The sequence below is a fragment of the Acetobacter musti genome, assembly GCF_011516835.1.
In the GTDB taxonomy this organism is placed as follows: domain Bacteria; phylum Pseudomonadota; class Alphaproteobacteria; order Acetobacterales; family Acetobacteraceae; genus Acetobacter; species Acetobacter musti.
The window spans coordinates 1-17027 of sequence record NZ_WOTB01000047.1; the positions used below are offsets into that span (position 1 = coordinate 1).

The 17027-nt window shown below is 63.7% G+C and carries 21 protein-coding genes and 1 pseudogene; 3 read left to right on the top strand and 19 right to left on the bottom strand.

Annotation, left to right across the window (positions count from 1 at the left end; genetic code table 11):
• Positions 1-354 precede the first annotated feature (354 nt).
• The gene (locus tag GOB93_RS19150) at positions 355-996 is read right to left on the bottom strand and encodes a nuclease-related domain-containing protein (protein ID WP_146892586.1); all 642 of its coding nucleotides are present in this window, start codon (positions 994-996) and stop codon (positions 355-357) included.
• 346 nt (positions 997-1342) lie between these two features.
• On the opposite strand from GOB93_RS19150, the gene GOB93_RS19155 reads away from it, so the two are divergent.
• On the top strand, positions 1343-1519 hold the full coding sequence (locus GOB93_RS19155) for a hypothetical protein (RefSeq protein ID WP_173572157.1): 177 nt from the start codon (positions 1343-1345) through the stop codon (positions 1517-1519).
• Positions 1520-1684: 165 nt separating this feature from the next.
• Here the strand turns inward: GOB93_RS19155 and GOB93_RS19160 are convergent, their stop codons facing one another.
• The 6 genes from GOB93_RS19160 to GOB93_RS19185 form a co-directional block, all read right to left on the bottom strand.
• A complete protein-coding gene (locus GOB93_RS19160; protein ID WP_146892588.1) occupies positions 1685-1906 on the bottom strand; it encodes a hypothetical protein in 222 nt (73 codons plus the stop codon).
• 33 nt (positions 1907-1939) lie between these two features.
• Positions 1940-2335, bottom strand: coding sequence for a hypothetical protein (locus GOB93_RS19165; protein ID WP_146892590.1), 396 nt, complete (start codon positions 2333-2335; stop codon positions 1940-1942).
• 12 nt (positions 2336-2347) lie between these two features.
• Entirely contained in the window at positions 2348-3163 is an 816-nt protein-coding gene (locus GOB93_RS19170) for a hypothetical protein (RefSeq protein WP_146892592.1), read from the bottom strand.
• Between the two features lie 62 nt (positions 3164-3225).
• Entirely contained in the window at positions 3226-3834 is a 609-nt protein-coding gene (locus GOB93_RS19175; RefSeq protein WP_146892594.1) for a hypothetical protein, read from the bottom strand.
• Positions 3834-4640 (bottom strand): DEAD/DEAH box helicase family protein, encoded by an 807-nt coding sequence (locus GOB93_RS19180; RefSeq protein ID WP_146892597.1) that lies wholly within the window; start codon positions 4638-4640, stop codon positions 3834-3836. The genes GOB93_RS19175 and GOB93_RS19180 overlap by 1 nt, the downstream gene beginning before the upstream one ends.
• Positions 4641-4669: 29 nt before the next feature.
• Entirely contained in the window at positions 4670-5212 is a 543-nt protein-coding gene (locus tag GOB93_RS19185) for a hypothetical protein (protein ID WP_146892599.1), read from the bottom strand.
• A 258-nt stretch (positions 5213-5470) separates the two neighbouring features.
• On the opposite strand from GOB93_RS19185, the pseudogene GOB93_RS19190 reads away from it, so the two are divergent.
• Positions 5471-5833 (top strand): annotated as a pseudogene (locus GOB93_RS19190) (DUF488 domain-containing protein); the annotation flags it as partial.
• 523 nt (positions 5834-6356) lie between these two features.
• Here GOB93_RS19190 and cydC read toward each other — a convergent pair.
• The 10 genes from cydC to GOB93_RS21765 all read right to left on the bottom strand — a co-directional run bounded on the left by cydC (position 6357) and on the right by GOB93_RS21765 (position 15696).
• A complete protein-coding gene (cydC, locus tag GOB93_RS19195) occupies positions 6357-8030 on the bottom strand; it encodes a thiol reductant ABC exporter subunit CydC (protein ID WP_173572156.1) in 1674 nt (557 codons plus the stop codon).
• Positions 8027-9793: a thiol reductant ABC exporter subunit CydD gene (gene cydD, locus GOB93_RS19200; protein ID WP_173585036.1), complete on the bottom strand. Its 1767-nt coding sequence runs from the start codon at positions 9791-9793 to the stop codon at positions 8027-8029. The genes cydC and cydD overlap by 4 nt, the downstream gene beginning before the upstream one ends.
• A gap of 29 nt (positions 9794-9822) precedes the next feature.
• A complete protein-coding gene (locus GOB93_RS19205; protein WP_173585037.1) occupies positions 9823-10866 on the bottom strand; it encodes a cytochrome d ubiquinol oxidase subunit II in 1044 nt (347 codons plus the stop codon).
• Between the two features lie 42 nt (positions 10867-10908).
• Positions 10909-12342 (bottom strand): cytochrome ubiquinol oxidase subunit I, encoded by a 1434-nt coding sequence (locus tag GOB93_RS19210; RefSeq protein WP_338422419.1) that lies wholly within the window; start codon positions 12340-12342, stop codon positions 10909-10911.
• 200 nt (positions 12343-12542) lie between these two features.
• Positions 12543-12914 carry an ArsR/SmtB family transcription factor gene (locus GOB93_RS19215; RefSeq protein ID WP_242010930.1) on the bottom strand — a complete coding sequence of 124 codons (372 nt, stop codon included), beginning with the start codon at positions 12912-12914 and terminating at the stop codon, positions 12543-12545.
• Positions 12915-12940: 26 nt separating this feature from the next.
• Complete coding sequence (gene dmeF / locus GOB93_RS19220) at positions 12941-13519, bottom strand: CDF family Co(II)/Ni(II) efflux transporter DmeF (protein WP_146893007.1); 579 nt, start codon at positions 13517-13519, stop codon at positions 12941-12943.
• 9 nt (positions 13520-13528) lie between these two features.
• A complete protein-coding gene (locus GOB93_RS19225) occupies positions 13529-13807 on the bottom strand; it encodes a metal/formaldehyde-sensitive transcriptional repressor (protein WP_146893005.1) in 279 nt (92 codons plus the stop codon).
• 197 nt (positions 13808-14004) lie between these two features.
• Positions 14005-14508, bottom strand: a complete 504-nt coding sequence (locus GOB93_RS19230; RefSeq protein WP_173585038.1) for an RES domain-containing protein — start codon at positions 14506-14508, stop codon at positions 14005-14007.
• 2 nt (positions 14509-14510) lie between these two features.
• Complete coding sequence (locus GOB93_RS19235) at positions 14511-14861, bottom strand: MbcA/ParS/Xre antitoxin family protein (RefSeq protein WP_173585039.1); 351 nt, start codon at positions 14859-14861, stop codon at positions 14511-14513.
• Positions 14862-14931: 70 nt separating this feature from the next.
• Complete coding sequence (locus GOB93_RS21765) at positions 14932-15696, bottom strand: hypothetical protein (protein ID WP_242010931.1); 765 nt, start codon at positions 15694-15696, stop codon at positions 14932-14934.
• A gap of 66 nt (positions 15697-15762) precedes the next feature.
• On the opposite strand from GOB93_RS21765, the gene GOB93_RS21770 reads away from it, so the two are divergent.
• A complete protein-coding gene (locus GOB93_RS21770; protein WP_242010932.1) occupies positions 15763-16116 on the top strand; it encodes a hypothetical protein in 354 nt (117 codons plus the stop codon).
• Between the two features lie 111 nt (positions 16117-16227).
• On the opposite strand, the gene GOB93_RS19245 is transcribed toward GOB93_RS21770, so the two are convergent.
• Both GOB93_RS19245 and GOB93_RS19250 read right to left on the bottom strand, forming a co-directional pair.
• Entirely contained in the window at positions 16228-16563 is a 336-nt protein-coding gene (locus tag GOB93_RS19245) for a type II toxin-antitoxin system PemK/MazF family toxin (protein WP_173585040.1), read from the bottom strand.
• Positions 16564-16890, bottom strand: coding sequence for a hypothetical protein (locus GOB93_RS19250; RefSeq protein WP_173585041.1), 327 nt, complete (start codon positions 16888-16890; stop codon positions 16564-16566). It abuts the gene before it with no gap.
• Between the last annotated feature and the right edge of the window lie 137 nt (positions 16891-17027).

Consider the following 17027-nt stretch of genomic DNA (forward strand, 5'->3'; position numbering starts at 1 on the left):
CTCTGGACCGACGCCGGCATCCCGGAAGGGAAACTCCGCCCGCTCCGGCAAGCCATCACAATCACCGATAATCCTTAGCGTATATCTGTGCCCGTTTTATGTACCGACCCCCACCTGGCGCTAACCATCTCAACCCCGTCCTCCAGGCGGCGAAAGACCGGCGCGGTGACGGTCGGCCGGACCTCGGGTTGTGGCTCAAGATTCGGCGCCGCATGGGGCTCCGGAAAACGCAGCGGGAGCCGGATGTGGGTGAATTCCTCCACATAGCTCCGATAGGCTTTCGTGCGCTGGTAATTGGAACACATGCTCTTTCTGTAGCACGACTGCGGATCGCAGCTAAGCCGGATACCAGGTTCAGTCCCTGTAGCGGGCCTGAAGTCTGGCTATATGCGCCGCAAGCCTGCTGGGACTGCGGGCAGCCTCGCGTCCGAGCGACGCCCAGGCCCGCTCGATCCTCCGCACTTCACCATGGTCGGCACGCGCGCCATGCCGCAGCACGCCGGACAGCTCCGCCGCCGGCACGATATGCGCCCGCAACGCCGGGGCAAAGCGCGCGTGCCCGGCACTCACCACCAAACCCCACACCGGCACCTCTCGATCGCCGATCGCGCGCTCAACGGCGGTGACATGCGCGCGGTTCTGAGCCACCGCATTCGGCATCGCCACAGCCTCATCGCCTCGACCGTGCCGCGTCCATGATGGGGCCTGCGCCGCGCCCAGGATAAACCCCGACCAGGTCTTCACCTCGAGCACCACCAGCGCGCCCGGCGCCCGCGCGATCACGTCGATCTCAGCCGATCTTCCGCGCTCGCGGAGCACGACATTGCGCAACACTGGCCAGCCCATGTCGCGGATCGTTCCGGCGACCAATGCCTCCCCCAGCGCGCCAAGGGCTGCTGCACGGTCAGGCTGATCCTCCTGGGCCACCGAGACGCCGCTTTCATGGCGGCGCTTGAAGCGGGACAACCAAGCCTCGATTACGGTTTCAGCTCTCATCCTCAGCCCTCCATCCCGTCAGGGTGGGCCACCGGATTGCGAACGGCGCGGGTGAGGGGAGGCAGCGGCACCCGTGCAGCCCCACCCCCACCAACAAAAGCTCGCCTGCTGATCTTTCAGTCTATCGCCGGGCAAGGTCGTGCCGCGTCAACCTTGCCCTACGGGCACCCATTCGGGGCCGCTCCAGTCCGGTCCTCGCCATGCTCGCCATGCTCGGCGCTGAAGAAGCGCCTGCGCGTGGCTGCGCGTGGCTCCGGTCCTCCCTCCGCGGAGGTTGACCCGTCCCGAAGCCCGTCGATCGCACTGCCTATCAGCAATTCCGCTGAACAGATCGGAGACACGGGACATGACCAAACTGGACAACGGCACCATCGCTACGGACCTGGACTCGGACATCGACAACGCGGCCCTCCTCGATCAGGGCTACTCGATCCGCCACATCGAAACCTACCACCGGGACATCGACCACACCTGCATCATCTGGGAGGCCCCGGCACTGACCGAGGCGGACCTCCCCTACTAAGCCCCCACAAACGAAAGGCCGGCCCGGTCAGGGTCGGCCTTTTCGTCATGTGCCAACAGGTCGCGCTGGTGGAAACAACCCGCGCTTCGCGCGCCCTCCGGGCCTACGAGGCCGCGCGCCGCAAGCGGCGCTTTTCGGCGGCCTCTCCGGGGTGATGGATTGAGATTACAGGATGAACCCCACAATCGCGGCAATCGCGATCACCGCGCCACCAACGCCGATTTCCGCCATCTGCCGCGACCCATGGCCGTTGAAGCTCGCCGACCCAATCAGGAACAACGCCGCGCTCAGGATCATGAACACGAACGGCGAAGGTCGCTTAAACCGAAAACGGCGCTTCGGTCGCGTCGGCTTATTCGCCGGTCCCTGGTTGTAGTGCCCATCCATCGCGCGTAACCCTTTTCCAACTGGCGTTGGATGTCAGTGTTGGATGTCACTTCCGAGAAGACCGTTCGACATCAGCGACGGGATACATTTTCCGGGGCGACCGTTCATCGCGTGCCAGGGTTGGAGCTTGCTCGCTTCGATCCAGCCAGGTTGCGCATTCAGCTTCACGACCGCCACGTAGCCAGCCTTTTCCTGGACCGGCTCGCGCACGAAGACAATCTCAGCAGGGTAGCCGATCGCCGGCGCGCTCGCAGACGGGGCCGATCGGATCGGTGGCAATTGGCTCTGCACCGTCGCTGCAAGATCATGATCATCCAGCAGCATGCAGGCCAAGCCGGGCTCGGGCCGCACCACCGTTGCGGCTTTGCTCGCTATGGGGCTCATGCTAATTGCCCCGATCGCGGCCAGTAAAATCCATCTCTTGCTCATCACCATCACTCCTTACGACAGAACCGTCTGTGAGGCAGCGTTACCGATCTTTGAACTGACCGACGACTGCCATTGAGCGACCGTCTCGGTCGCTGAAATGTTGTTTCCCGACAAAGCCGCCGAGCTGATGTAATCACTCATCAAGGCGGTCGGCGGTGCCTGCGCTATCTGCACACCGGCATTTGGACCAAAGTTGTAATACGCCCGTGCGTCAAGCACGGTTGGGTTCGTAACGCCGGCACTGGTTAGCGCCGTGTTCGCCTGCATCAGATAGCCTGATGCAGCGATAGCCTCCGTTGTCGGGTCGCTTTGCCCAGCCGAACCCTGAACGATCTGCGATGCCAAAGCCGGGTCGGCTGCCAATGCAGTTGCCAAGCCATCCTGGAACGCCGCCGGTTGCATCTGAAATGCCCCGGTTGCGGTCCCATTCGTCCCGGCATTCGTGCATCCGCTCTCGGCCACACAGGTCGCTGCCAACGCCGACGGATTCACGCCGACTGCCTCCGCTTCGGAGACCGCAGTAGCGCCCCAGGACTGTGCCAGCAGGGTATTGAGCGCGTCGCTGCTGCCCGCGCTTGTCGAAGTGCCCGTCCCTGTGCTGCCGCCTGCCCCACCCCCGTTCGGATCGGTATCTCCACCAAGCGGGTTGGTGGAACCCGGCGTGATCGTCACCGTCGGCACGCCCGGTTCGCTCACGTAGGGCGTGACCTGGATCGGCGGCCCGTTCAACGTCACCTGCGCCCAGGCCGGTACACCGCCCCCGAGCGCAGACGCTAGAACGCCCAGGGCAATGCCCGAGCGTAAATACCATTTCTGTCCTATTCGCATCGATCGTCCTCCAATTTGAGACGCTCGACCTTTGCCGCGGATGTCTGCGAACGGCGCGGCCTTCATTGATCAATTCGACAATAAAAATGTCCGCTTGCCTGGATCGGATGGTCCAGGCAATTATCGATCCTCGCCAGCCGTCCATAGTCCTCCCATCGCGCCAAGCCGAAGCCGCTCAGGAAGATCGCCAAGACCACCGCGCCGGCCGTTACATAGCGCCGGCGCGCCACGTCCTTGTTCCAACGCTGCTCGCGGATGACCAGGACATTCTCCAGCCGCTTGATGAACAGCGGCAGGGTCCGGTCGATCATCTGGACAGCCACGGCCTCGTGCTCGGCCTTCGCCGCCAGCTCGATGTTCCGGATTTGCGTCAGGGCAAGTTGTGCCGCCTGATGTATCTCTTTGGCCCTCAAAAGGTCGGCCTCTGCGGCTGCGCGTCCGTCCCGCGAAGTCTGGACGAACGCGGCCTGCGCCGAGGCCGAAAGATTACCAACGACCTCCATCGCGCCCATCAATGCTGAGATGAACCGGCCCTCCGGCTCATCCCAGCGCACCGCCCATTCCGCCGCCGCCGCCCGGACCTCATCAGTCTTGCGGCGAAACTCCGCTACCCAATCTTTTGGGCCTTCGCCCTCGGGTGGGTGCGGCACAGTCGGGCTCGTGCTGTCCATCAGCCGGCCTCGCTCTCCCGCACATCGGCCGCCGCAACCGGCAGCCACTCGCGCGGGATGTTGGCGAAGAACTCTGGCACGTCGCGGGTCCACCAACGATTGACCCGCGCCCGATCGAACAAGGCCAGCGGCTCGCCCCCCGGCTTGGCCTGGCCCTTCGCAGCCTCGGCGAAGGTCAGGCCCCGATCCGTCACCTGCGACATGCAGCTTAGCGCGGGAAACATTGCCAACCGGCCGCCCTTTGCCATCGCCGCCCTAATCGCCGAATGCTCCAGGATCGGCTTGAAGGCGCCACCAATTGATCGTCCGCTCAGCACCAAACCGCCATTCGCCACGATCACCGTCGCCGCCGGCATGAACATATCCACCTCGGCGAACTGTTCGAGGTAATCCAGGTCGGCGGTCTCAGGGCCGATGCAGAACAGGCCGACTACACGGACGGCGCTGCCCTCGATGGCCTCCAGCAGCGGCACCTCCTGGACCAGCCGTGAGAAGCCGGTCGCGCCGCCGCCTACATCCAGCACGGCGTCATAGCGGTGCCGGATCAGGTCTTCGATCCGCTCCTCGATCCACGTCTTGCCGTCTTCGAGCCCGGCATTCGGGACCTCCTCGGCGTCGGGGAAGAACACCGACAGCGTGTGGCTGCGGTTCTGCTGGTCGGCGTTCCACACGCGGATCGGGTTGCCACCCGCCCGGAAATACTGGACCGCCGTGTTCAGCAGCGCGGTCTTGCCGACCCGCTGCCTTCCCATGGCGATCCACAGGATCGGCATCCGATCCAGCGGCTTAATCTGTCCGTCAGGCATAATCTCACTCCTTTTAGATGTTGCACGCTTCAAGCCTCCGTCCTCCGCCTTCGCTTGCCACCGAGCAGATACCAGTCGGCCTTGTCCGCCGAGCGCAGGAACGCTTCCATGCTTCCGGGCTCCGGCAGATCGTCACCGGCTTGCCTTTCGGGCAGCGCCAGCGGCGGAGGAGGGGGGGATGGGACGAGCGCGGTCTCAGGTGGCCGTAGATAGGCCGGCACCGGAACCTCGCTCTCGCTGACGATTGGAGGGGTCCAACCCTTCGGAAAGCGGGAAGGCGGCGTCGGGCGTTCAAGACGACGCGTTGGCGATTCGCCCGACACCGCTAGATCGCGGCACAGCGTCTGCCATGCTTTCGAAGCTGCCTTCCTAGTGGGGGGCTCCCCGTGCTTGCCGACCACACCGTGGCGGGTGCATTCGGCACAGATCAGCGCCCACGAGTATTCGCCGCTTTCCATGCCGGCGGCGATCTTCTCGCTATGAGCCCGCAGCCAACTATATAGCCGGCCCCGGCCTCGAAACTCCTTGAGGCGCTTCTTGCGAAAAAGAATGGGTCGATCGAGCGTATCCATGCCCGTATCGTCCGCTGTCGTTTTGCGAACGGCGACACCACCAGGAGCCGATGCCGATTTTTTTTGGCCCAGCGACGCCGTGCTGTCGCTGTCGCGTCGCCGTCCTGTCTCCATGGTGTCGCCGTGAAAGTGGGATATATGGACCAATGAGTGGGTCTATCTCGCGGGAGGCGCGCCGCATTCGGTCAAGGCGATCGAGGACACGTCCCTTCTTCTGACAATCTTCCTGGATCACGCTCCAGCAGAAATCGGCTGACCATGGCCCGTGCCGTCTCTGACATTCGCGTTAAGCGCGTCTACGATCCGCCGGACAAGGATGATGGCGCGCGTGTGTTGGTGGATCGGCTCTGGCCGCGGGGCCTGCACAAGGATCGTGCCGCACTGACCTTGTGGCTCAAGGAGATCGCGCCAAGCACGGAACTGCGAGAATGGTTCGGTCACGATCCGGCGCGTTGGGCCGAGTTTGGCCACCGCTACCGCGCCGAACTGACGCGAAATGACGAAGCCGTCGCTCAACTCGCCGATTTGTCGAAGCTCGGTCCCATGACGCTGCTCTATGCCGCGCACGATACGGAACATAACCACGCCATGGTGCTCTCGGCCTATCTGAATGATCATCTGAAGGACAGGCATGGCCATCATATTGCATGGGCCGGTTTGCGACTTGCTTGGCTGCCCCTTCCCGATCGTCCTGGCCGGAATGGGAGGTGTTGCGCGGTCGGAGCTCGTGAATGCCGTAACGAAGGCCGGCGGCTTCGGCGGACGGAGTGGGAAGAACAACCGGATGTTTTTTGAGGGAGTGCTATGGATTGCCCGCATAGATTGCGGACAAGGCTTTCGATATCCGCTCTATTGCAGATGAACTGGAGCGGCGGGGCGCCAAAACCGTCATCTCCCAGCGCAAAAACCGTCTCAACAAGCGCCCATTCGATGTCCATACCTTCAAATCGCGCCACCTATCGAAAATCTCTTCTGTAAACTCAAAAGAATTCAAGCGGATCGCCATGCGAAGCGGAAAAACGGATAGAACATTTACGGCAATGATCTATCTCACAGCCGCAGTTATCAACTCACGATGATTCCCTACAGACCTCAAAATAACATCCTGGTCACTTCTGGCGTGCTGATACCGCACGCCCCCTTTCTATGTCTTGGAGCGGCACAAGACGGTGCCGCGCTCCAGCTCAAAAACCTGAGCGATATCACGCAGGGCTTGTGACCGATGCGTGATGAGAAGTGTAGTGCGGCCCTGCTTGAGGCGTCCGAGTGCGTTGATCACGATGTGCTCAGAAAACGCGTCCAAACCTTCGGTTGGTTCATCCAGGATGAGGATCGGCGCATCCTTGAGGAAGGCGCGGGCGATCGCCACGCGCCGCGCCTGTCCGCCGGAAAGGCGCGTGCCCATCTCGCCCACCATAGTGTCGAGCCCCTGCGGCATAGCACGCACCTCGTCCAGGATGCCGGCGTCGCGCAGCGCCCGCTCCATCTCGGCGGCGGTCGCGGCGGGTCGCGCGATGCGGAGGTTTTCGCGGATGCTGGTGTTGAAGAGATGCGTCTGCTGGGCGATCACCGCGCAATAGGACCGCATCGTGTCGCCGGACAGCGTGCGGATGGGCACGCCGCCCACCAGGATCTCGCCCTCCTGAAACTCCCAGAAGCGCAGCAGAAGATTGCCGAGGCTGGTCTTGCCCGATCCGGTCGTCCCCATCACGCCGAGGGCGCCGCCCGCCGGGATATGGAAGCTCACATCCCGCAGCGCCCAGGCCTCCGCGTCATCATAGCGCAGGGAGACGTGGCGGAAGGTGATGTCGAACCCGGTGGGCGGGGCGGCTTCCTGCGCGGGTTCGCGCACCGCAGGCTCGGTATCCACGATCTCGAAGATGCGTCGGGCGGCGGCCAGCGTCTGCCCCAGCGCGCGATACGCGCCGGGCAGGCCGCTGACGGCGTCGAAGCTCGCCAGCACAAGCAGCGCGATCATGGCGATGTCCGGCCCCGGCAGGGTGCGAGCCATGGCGAGCGGGATCGAGACCACGAGGGCTGCCAGCATCGTCGCCTGGACCAGGAAGAGCGCGGCGCCACCGGCCGCCGCCTCCACCAGCGTCTCCCGCCGCTGCAGCGCGGTCAGCTGCGCATAGGCCGCCTCATGTCGCGAGGTCTGGCGCTCCATCGCGCCAAAAACCTGCAACTCCTCGAAGCCACGCACGGTATCGGCGATCTCGGCGCGCAGCTGCCCGCGCAGTGCCACCGCCTGCCGCCCGCTGCGGCGACCGGCACGAAAGGCCGCCAGCGGCAGGGCGAGACCCACCAGCGCCAGACCCAGGAAATCGGCGAGTGCCGCGCCGGTGCTGATGCGCGCCAGAAAACCCAGGATCAGGACGGTGCAGAGCAGGGCGGTAACGCTCGGCGCCAGCACGCGCAGATAGACATTGTCGAGACTGTCGATATCGGCACGGATGCGGCTCAGAAGGTCGCCCGCGCGATGGCGCTGCAGGCGCGCCGGCGCCAGCGGTTCGAGCCGGATATAGAACCAGACGCGGAGATCGGAGAGCAGACGGAAGGTCGCCTCATGCGTCACCAGCCGCTCCAGGTAGCGGCCAAGGGCGCGGGCGATGGCCAGGGCCCGGATGGCCGCCGCCGGCAGGAAATACTCAATGCGCAGCAGGCCGAGCCCGGCGAGCCCCATGCCGGCGATGAACCAGCCCGACAGCGCCAGAAGCCCGACATTGCTGACAATGACGAGCACGCCGAGCAGGATGCCGGTCGCCTGCCAGCGCCAGCTGGGCCCGAGCAGCCGGAGGAGACGCAGGAAATCCCTCATGCCGCGCCCTCGTGATAGAGCGCGCTCATCGCGGCGTAATCCCCTGTGCCCGCCCGGAGAGTGGCGGGGGTGCCTTCCTCGACGATGCGGCCCTGGCGCAGGACCAGGATGCGGTCGGCGGCCTCCGCACTTTCCAGGCGGTGGGCGATGAGGAGCACGCTGATGTCGCGCGGCAGGCGCACGATCGCGGCACGGATGAGACTGGCCGTCTCCGCGTCCAGGCTGGCTTCGGCCTCGTCCAGCACCAGCAGGCGCGCGGGTTTCAGCAGCGCGCGGGCGAGGGCGACACGCCGGATCTCGCCGCCCGACAGGCCCTGGCCGCGCTCGCCGATCACCGTCTCGTAGCCGTGGGGCAGGCAGCTGATGAAGAGGTGCGCCTCGGCCGCCTCCGCCGCGCGGATGATCTCTGGCATCGAGGCATCGGGCGCACCAAGGCGGATGTTCTCCGCAAGCGTGCCGGCGAAGAGGGTCGGCCGTTGCGGCATCCAGGAACTCTCCCGGAACCAGGCATCTGGCGCGATGCTGGCGAGATCGATGTCGCCCTGGGTGATTCGTCCGCTGTCAGGCCGGGCGAGACCGAGCAGCAGCCGCGCCACCGTGCTTTTGCCGGAACCACTCGGGCCCACCAGCGCCACACGCTCGCCGCGGGCGATGGCGAATTGGATCGCCTCCAGCACGGGCTCGCCCGGCGCGTAGGAAAAGGAAACCTGCTCGAAGCGGAGGATGCCCGATCCGGCGGGCAGCGCCGCGACGCCCGCGGGTGTCTCCGGCTCGGGCGTTTCCAGCAGCGCCACGATCCGCTCGGAGGCGCCGATCGCCTCCATCCTGGCGTGATACTGCGTGCCCATGGCGCGCAGGGGGCGGAAGAATTCCGGGGCCAGCAGCAGCACGAAGAGACCGGCCAGGAACTGGATTTCGCCATAATAGAGCCGGAATCCCACGAAGACGGCGATCATGGCGACGCCGAGGGTGGTGAAGAATTCCAGCACCAGGGAGGAGAGGAAGGCGACGCGCAGCACCCGCATCGTGCTCAGACGGTAGTCTTCCGACATGCGGCCGATCAGCCCGGCCGCGTCCCGACTGGCGCCGAAGAGTTTCAGGGTCGAGAGCCCCTCCACCACATCGAAGAAATGGGCGCTCATCAGCGCGAGGCGGCGCCATTGCGTCTGGTTCAGGCGCTCGGTGCCGCGTCCGATGAGGATCATGAAGATCGGGATCAGCGGCGCGCCGAGGAGCAAGATGATGCCGGAGACCCAGTCCACCGGAAAGATGAAGGCGAGCAGCGCCACGGGCAGGAAGGTCGCGACCGCCATCTGCGGCAGGTAGGCGGCATAGTAGTTGTCGAGCGCATCGACGCCCTCGACGAGCAGGCTCGCGAGGTCCCCGCTGCGCTGGGTGCCGAGGAAGCCCGGTCCGAGGGCCGCGATCTTCGCGTGCAGCGCGTGCCGGATATCGGTCTTCACCCGGGTGCTCGCGGCCATCGCGGCGATGGTGGCACCATGGCTGAGCAATGCCCGTAGCAGGGCGATGCCAAGGATGATGGCGAGCGAGGGCGCCACCGCCGCAAGCCCGCGATGCTGGAAGACCACGGCGGTGATGCTGCGGGCAAGAAGCCAGGCCTCGGGCACCAGTAGCAGGCCGTTCACGGCGCCGAGCAGAATGGCGCCCCGCAAGGGCTGCTTCGCGATAGCGGCGCGGCGGCGGAGCCAGCCATCCAGCGCGCGGCTGACCCCGCGCGGCATGGGAGCCTTATGGGACGTCATGGTAGGTCCTTCGGCCCGGCGTGCTCACCTCAGTGATAGGCAGCGAGCGCCGTAATGCGCGCCCGAAAGACCCAGATTTGATAGGCATTGTACATGAGCATCACTGGGAAGAAGCCGCCCATGGCCAGGGTGAAGGTGACGAGTGAGACCGCCGGGCTCGCACCCGCGTAGATCGTCCAGGTTCCCGGCACGATCCAGGGATAAACGGTCACCATCATCGCGACCGCCATGATGGCGACCGCAAGATTAAACCAAAGGATGGCCGCGACGTCGCGATCTTGCCGGCTGGCCTCGCGCATCTTGAATGCAACGAAGACCACGGCAAGTAACACAAGGCCCCAGACCCAAAAATGCGAACCGAACCATTTGTTCGCCGCCCAGGGGAATATCACAGCATTGATGACGACCGTGATCGCAACGGCGGCAAGCGCGAGATAGAAGATCGTGCCGGTCCAGCGCGCGGCCTGCTCTCTGATTGGCTCGCCATGCTCAAATCGGGCACGGATGAACAGAACGCCGGACAACGCCACTGCGAGCACAGCAGCGATGCCGGTCCAGATGCTGAAAGGTGAGATGAAGCGGAGGGCGCCACCGACATAGGTCGGCACCGTGCCCGGCGTATTGGTCAGGGGGAAACCTTGGAGGATGGCGCCAACCGCCATGCCACCGAAGAACGCGACCACGAGGCTAGAGACGCCGAAGCAAACATCGGAGAAGCGCTGCCACGGCGTTTCCGCTAGGTGGCGGAATTCGAGCGAGAGCGCACGGGTGATCATGCCCCAGAGGGCAAGCGCCAGCGGCACCATCAGGTAGCTGAAGGCCGAGCCATAAACGAAGGGGAAGGTGCCGAAGAGCACGCCGCCGGCGACGATCAGCCAGGTCTCATTCGCGTCCCAGGTGCCCGCCATAGCGGACATGATGGCGCCGCGCTCGTGATGGTCGCGCACAAAGAGTGAAAACACCCCGGCGCCGAGGTCGGCACCATCAAGCAGGATGTAGAGGAGCACGCTCAGATCGAGCGCGATCCACCAGGCGAAGGTGACGATGGATTGGATATGACTCAGCCCGTCCATTTTTCTGCTCCGGCCAGGATGCTGCGTGCTTGTCCGATCATCTCAGATCGGACGGACATAGGAGGGGGCGCCGTCATGGGGTGCGTCGAGTTCGCCCAGATGCTGGTTGCCGCCTTGGACGACGGGGCTATCCATATCTGGGCCGCGGCGCATGACCTTGGCGAAGAAGTACCAGGTGCTGCCCCACACGATGAGTTCGAAATAGATGTAGCCAGCGAGCCAGAGAGCGGCCGCGGTCACGCTCATATGGCTGACGCCTTGTTCGGTGCGCATCAGTCCGTAAACGAGCCAGGGCTGCCGCCCTACCTCACGCACCCACCAGCCGCACCAGATAGCGATATAAGGCAGGAAGCCACACAGGATGGCACTCCAAAGGAAGAGTCGATGTCGAACGATGCGCTCAACCGTGAAGCGGCCCCGCAGGACGAGCCATGCGCCCCAACAGGCCAAGAGCATGATCGCGCCGCCTGCAGCGGCCATGACGCGGAAGGCATAGAAGGGTACAAGGACAGGCGGGCGGTTTTGCGGCGGAACAGAATCGAGCCCCGGTACCTTTCCATCCCAGGTGTGGGTTTCAAGCAGGCTTAGTACGTGCGGGATAGTGATTGACCAAGCCATGTCATCGCCCTTGGCGTTAGGCCAGCCCACAACCTCCCAGCTCGTATCAACCGACCCATCCTGATTGTAGGTATGGTAGTGGCCCTCCATGGCGGCGAGCGCCGCTGGCTGATCCTGCGCAACGATGAGTCCCAAGCCGTCGCCCAAATAGATTTGCAGCGGGGCGATGACCAGGAGTGCGAGAAGCGCGTATTTCAACGAGCGTTGGAACAATACGGCGTGGCGCCTGCAGAGCACGAACCACGCCGAGACAGCGATGACGAAGCAAAGTGCCACTTCGATCGCGGCGATCAGCATATGGGGGAAGCCCAGAATGACATCGGGATTGAAGAGTGCCGCGAGCCAGTCCGAGATCTGGAAATAGCCATCTTTCAGCTCGACACCTGTCGGCGTCTGCATCCAGGAATTCGCGTCCATGATCCACATGGCCGATAGAGAAGAGGACAGGGCGACGTTGAAGGTCGCAAAGAGATGCATGCCGCGGCCGATCTTGCCCCAGCCAAAAATCATCAACCCAATAAAACCTGCTTCGTACATGAAGGCAGTGATCGTTTCGTAGCCCAGTACCTGACCAAAGAACGGTCCCGAAGCTTGGGAAAAGGGACCGTAGAGAATACCGAAAGCCATCTCCATGGTGATGCCGGTCGCGACTCCAGCGGCAAAATTGACGATGAAAAGTCTCTCAAAAAAGCGGACAAGCCGATACCAATGCTCGCGATCAGTCGCAACCCAGCGCCATTCCGCTAGGAATAACAAGCTGGCGAGTCCGATTGTCAGCGGCGGATAGATGATGTGAAGGGTCGTGATCCACGCGAAGTCCAGCCGGCCCAGAAAATCTGCTGTTGCATTAGGTGTCACGATGCCAAGTCCAAACTTCGAGGTGGGAGAGATTTTGAGAACTGTTGGAGCCAATGCCATCGGCGGCCATGACGGCGTTCATGAGCAGAACAAAGAGCGCGCCTCATTGAGCAGCACGAGGATGGCAGACGCCCCGCCGACCATCGCGCCTCCGACAAGCGACCCCATGAGACCGATGACTATCCAGACGCAGCATGATCTTAGACCCTGTCTCGATCCGAACTGCGCGGCAGTTCGATGCGTGCAAACCGTGCGGCCTCCGCCGATCTAATGATCCTTCGTGGCGATGTGTCGGCGGATCCGGTGTGGGATGTTGATGCAGCACCGCCCTGCTCCGTCGCTGACTCGGCCAACTCGCCACCACAGAAGCGGTCGTGCAGCATAGAGATGAGCGTCAGCGAGCGCGCATCGGCGATCCGATAAAAAACCTGCTTAGCTTCGCGACGCCCCTCGATGATTCCCGCTTCACGCAATTCGCCCAGTTGCTGCGACAAGGTCGGCTGCCGGATGCCGAGAACCGTCTCAAGCTCACCGACAGAGCGCTCGGCTTCAACCAACGAACAGACGATCAACAGCCGGTTCGTATGGGTAAAATGCTTCAGAAAATCGACAGCGTCAATGGGCCAACGCTGCTCTCGACGCGGTGTTCGGTCTCATCGTCCTGTTGTGTGTGGCTATGCGCGTGACTGTGGCCATGCCCATGATGATGGTGCTCCCCGCCGCTCAACAGCCATACGGACCCGATGTTGACCAGCAAGCCAAGAACGGCGATCGGGATCGCCTCCCCGAAGTGAATCGGGACGGGGGCGAACAGGCGGGAGACGGCCTCGTAGCCGATCAACAGCGCGATCATCGCCAGCGCGATGGCACTGGTGAACCCGGCGAGATCACCAAGCTTCCCTGTTCCGAAAGTGAAGCGGGGGTCATGCGCGTGCCTACGGGCGTAGCTGTAGGCAAGCGCCGCCAACAACAGCGCACTCGCGTGTGTGGACATGTGCAGGCCATCTGCGACGAGGGCGATCGAGCCGAACAGGACGCCGCCGACAATCTCCAGGAACATCATCGCGCCGCAGAGCCAGATGACTGCCCAGCTCCGCCGTTCGGCTCGTTCGTGGCCTTCGCCCAGATACACGTGGCTATGACCTGAGGGAGGCGTGAGCACCTCGGCTTCGCTCACCGTGGTCTCCTATTTCAGGTAGGTTCGAATGACATCCATGAGTTGCTCCGCAGCTTCTGCGTTGAGCGCCCCCGGATGTTTCTCAGCATCGACCAGATGGCTTCGAACGTGGTCCTCGACCACTTCCGCCATGAGACCGGCCATCGCGCCGCGCACACCCGCGATGAGATGAAGGACCTGCTCGCAACCAGCCTCGCTTTCGAGGGCGCGCTCGATCGCCTCGACTTGGCCCTTCATCCGGCGCACGCGGCTCAGCAGCTTCTGCTTCTCACGGATAGTGTGGGCCATCCGTTGATATGTACCATAGGGGGGGACCCTATGTCAAAATCATCCCTAGCAGTCTGAAATTCTCAGCGATCTTCTGCAAAGCGTAACGGGTTTGCTTCACGACACTGGAATAGCAATGCCGCTCCTGTTCGCGATTGTCATGTGCCCGCAATAGCTGAGAAAAGAGTTCGTTCGCGAGCAACATGACTACGGCAGGGTTAGGTCGCCAAGCGGCCCTCGTCGTCGACCAGCGTGAGCCGCGCGGGCAGTGCGTTTCCCCACCGCCAGAGTACCAAGTTGAGATCCCGCCGCGAGGCGCCCGGCGCGAAGCTTCGAACAAGCAGGGCGCTATATCCCTTCGCGATCAGCGAGCGCGCAAAAATCTGGGTTCGCGCTGCCCCATTTGCTCTCATCTCGTCGCGCCAGGTCGAAGCCGCGACGGCCGCAGCGTCCATCCCTTCGTCCCGCAGGGCCGCCTCATCTGTGGTGTCGAAGATGCTCTCAAGCTCGGCCTCATACGCAACCAGCGTCGTGGGTTGCAGCGTGCCCACCTGGTTTGCCTCTCGCACGGCCGTCATGATCGACAGGGAGCAATACAGGGCTGGCGTCCCCTTCGGATTGAACCGGCCCCCGTAGCGCCGAGCGCCCTCTCCAGACAGCGGCTCTCTGGCGTAGATCGGATTGAGGGCGCGATAGAGCTTGCCGCTATACGAACGCGCCACGGCTACGCGTGGATTCCGGCGTCAACCGCGTCGATATATTCGAGCACATCATCGGCCTGCCCGTTCAGCACGAGCTGCATCGCCGTCTGACCGGAAAAACCAGGCAACGGCTCCGAGCGATACCATGCGTAGGCCATCAGCATCGAGCCGAAGCGGGGCTCCACCTTGTTCAGGGTCTCGACCATTTCTCGAAGCCGACGCTGAGTCTTGTCCGACCGGACCCGCTCCTTCCGCTGAACAGCATCCCGTCCGAGGCCCGCCGAATGAGCGACATCCTCGCTCGTCGTCTTAAGCTCCCTGGCTATCTTCTGCGGCGCGAAAAAACCGTTGTCGGAGAGATGTTGGAGGTTCATGGCTCGTAACCTGACTTCTATGTCCACATGGATTGACGCTATATAGCGTCTCTCAGAGTGGCAATCAAGGTCAACGCGATATTGCCTGCTGGGTCATGATTGTGTCGCCCTCCTCACCGAGGATGTCGGCCTGAGATTCAATCGGTCGCGTCTCCGACGCCGACAACAAGTCCGGCTCTCTGCGGGTAAGGACGTGACGTGTGCGCCGAACCACGGCGTCAAGATGGGCCATGGCCTCCTCAAGCGCCGAATAGTCGAAGGCACGGCGCTCAATGGGCGTCAGAGGCGGCGGCGGCGGTAGCGGCGCTACTTCCGGCTCATCATCCTCGATTTCGAGCCGTGGGCGTCCCCGGCCGCGCTCAGGGTCAGGACGGTAGGGCGGGCGGATCACGTCGCGCAGGGGGGCAAGTCCCTTCAGCCCGAACAGCCGGCGCTTCGAGCGATGGGTCACCTCGACAGCGATTTCGGCCGCCACCAGTTCGTCGAGGATGCGGAGGGCGTTCTTCACCGCGATGCCGAGAATGCCGGCCAGCGAGGTCGCCGACAGAACCGGCACCGCGGCCAGCACGTCGATCGCCATGCCGGCGCGTGAGTGCTTTCGCCGTCCGGCAATCCCACGCCGGGCCTCGAACCAGGCGCGCTCCAACGTATAGAGAAGATCGAGACCATCCGCCGCCTCGGTCGCGAGCGCTTTCAGGAACGCCGGCGTCCAGTCACCGGGCTCCCAGGTTTGCTCGGCGCGGAGCGCAGCCGCGCCGGTCAGCGGCATGGGCATTCGGAGAAGGTTGCGCTTGCGCCAGTAGCGAATGACGGCGGAGCGGAGTGGCGCGCGCATGCCGCCACTGTCGATCCATACCCGAAAGCCCTGGGCGGCCGCGAGCAGCGGGGGAAGGGTGGCCGGTTGGTCCGCGAGGATCGCCTCGGCGCGCTGGACCTCACCCTCCTGATCGAAATCGGGCTCGACGATCCATTGATGCAGTTCGAGCGCCGCCCGCGCGGCATCGATGATCTGGCCGCGATCGATGATGCGAAGATAGGGGTCCATCCGCAGCCGCAGGCCCTCAAGCGCGGCCGCCAGGTGCCAAGGATCGATCAGTTGACCATCGACGGCCGCCTGCCGACGGACGGCCTCAAGACGCGATCGGTGGAGGACGGCCTGGCGGAGCGGGTGACTGGTCAAGGCCTGGTCAAGACGGGCGATCGCGGCCGAGGCTTCGGCCAGCGCATGAACCACCCCAACCCGATCACCGCCTAGCGTCATCAACCCCGCAAGAGGGTTGTCGCCGGTCATTGATGCCTGCCGTAAGTGGCAAGGGGACCCGGGGTCATGCACGCATCTGAACAATGCGGCGCAGGGCGGCCCGCGTTAGAGCATGCTGAACCCGAAGACGCCGAGGAAGGTTTGCCGATGGGTGGCGAGCCATTCGGCCGGCGCCTCGCCGAGTTTGCCGGCGATAACCGAGCGGTCGAGTGTGGCGAGTTTGTCGAAGCGTACGACCGATGAGACTTTGAGACCCGTGCCCGCGATCGCGTCGAGGGGGGCGAGGTCAGGGCCGGTGCGCGGCACCGAGGTGATGAAGCAGACCACGAGATCGGTCCGGCGGTCGTTGTCGCGCGACACAACGAGGGCGGGGCGCCGCTTGTCCCCGGAGAGGTCGGTGAAGGGGAACCGGGTGAGGACGATGCTGCCGAACGCGAACACTCAGTTTGCGCGTTCGACCAGGTCGGCGTCGCTGTAGAGGTCGGGCTCGTCGGCCAGCCAGTCGTGCGCTCGGCCGGCCGCGGCCAACGCCGCCATCGGCAGGGACTCGTCCTCGAGCAATTCGACAACGACATGCACTTTCGCGTCCGCGGCGATGCCGCGGCGTGTAAGTTCGGCTGAGAGTTGCCCTGCCGGGGCGTCGATGACGATCTGCTGCACGCGATGAATCCCTTCCTCGAGACGGATCTTAGCAGGGCGGCATGAATTTGTCTCTTGGTCGAAATCGCGCGAACCGTCATCCCCAAAACCTACGTAAAACCAGTCCATTAAACGCTAGCCTACCCTAATCTATAGAGGCCATCGTGTGGAAAGTACGCTAAACAACGTTTAGCATGAACAGTAGAAGAACGTCTGGGTAGCGTGATCTTGCCTGAGGGCAAGCCGCTGTTTCTTTGTTGAACAAC

What these genes read in the sequence shown, in the direction of transcription:
- GOB93_RS19150 (WP_146892586.1), bottom strand. Translation starts at nt 996, where the DNA reads ATGAGAGCTGAAACCGTAATCGAGGCTTGGTTGTCCCGCTTCAAGCGC.
- GOB93_RS19155 (WP_173572157.1), top strand. Translation starts at nt 1,343, where the DNA reads ATGACCAAACTGGACAACGGCACCATCGCTACGGACCTGGACTCGGAC.
- GOB93_RS19160 (WP_146892588.1), bottom strand. Translation starts at nt 1,906, where the DNA reads ATGGATGGGCACTACAACCAGGGACCGGCGAATAAGCCGACGCGACCG.
- GOB93_RS19165 (WP_146892590.1), bottom strand. Translation starts at nt 2,335, where the DNA reads ATGAGCAAGAGATGGATTTTACTGGCCGCGATCGGGGCAATTAGCATG.
- GOB93_RS19170 (WP_146892592.1), bottom strand. Translation starts at nt 3,163, where the DNA reads ATGCGAATAGGACAGAAATGGTATTTACGCTCGGGCATTGCCCTGGGC.
- GOB93_RS19175 (WP_146892594.1), bottom strand. Translation starts at nt 3,834, where the DNA reads ATGGACAGCACGAGCCCGACTGTGCCGCACCCACCCGAGGGCGAAGGC.
- GOB93_RS19180 (WP_146892597.1), bottom strand. Translation starts at nt 4,640, where the DNA reads ATGCCTGACGGACAGATTAAGCCGCTGGATCGGATGCCGATCCTGTGG.
- GOB93_RS19185 (WP_146892599.1), bottom strand. Translation starts at nt 5,212, where the DNA reads ATGGATACGCTCGATCGACCCATTCTTTTTCGCAAGAAGCGCCTCAAG.
- cydC (WP_173572156.1), bottom strand. Translation starts at nt 8,030, where the DNA reads ATGAGGGATTTCCTGCGTCTCCTCCGGCTGCTCGGGCCCAGCTGGCGC.
- cydD (WP_173585036.1), bottom strand. Translation starts at nt 9,793, where the DNA reads ATGACGTCCCATAAGGCTCCCATGCCGCGCGGGGTCAGCCGCGCGCTG.
- GOB93_RS19205 (WP_173585037.1), bottom strand. Translation starts at nt 10,866, where the DNA reads ATGGACGGGCTGAGTCATATCCAATCCATCGTCACCTTCGCCTGGTGG.
- GOB93_RS19225 (WP_146893005.1), bottom strand. Translation starts at nt 13,807, where the DNA reads ATGGCCCACACTATCCGTGAGAAGCAGAAGCTGCTGAGCCGCGTGCGC.
- GOB93_RS19235 (WP_173585039.1), bottom strand. Translation starts at nt 14,861, where the DNA reads ATGAACCTCCAACATCTCTCCGACAACGGTTTTTTCGCGCCGCAGAAG.
- GOB93_RS21765 (WP_242010931.1), bottom strand. Translation starts at nt 15,696, where the DNA reads ATGCGCGCGCCACTCCGCTCCGCCGTCATTCGCTACTGGCGCAAGCGC.
- GOB93_RS19250 (WP_173585041.1), bottom strand. Translation starts at nt 16,890, where the DNA reads ATGGACTGGTTTTACGTAGGTTTTGGGGATGACGGTTCGCGCGATTTC.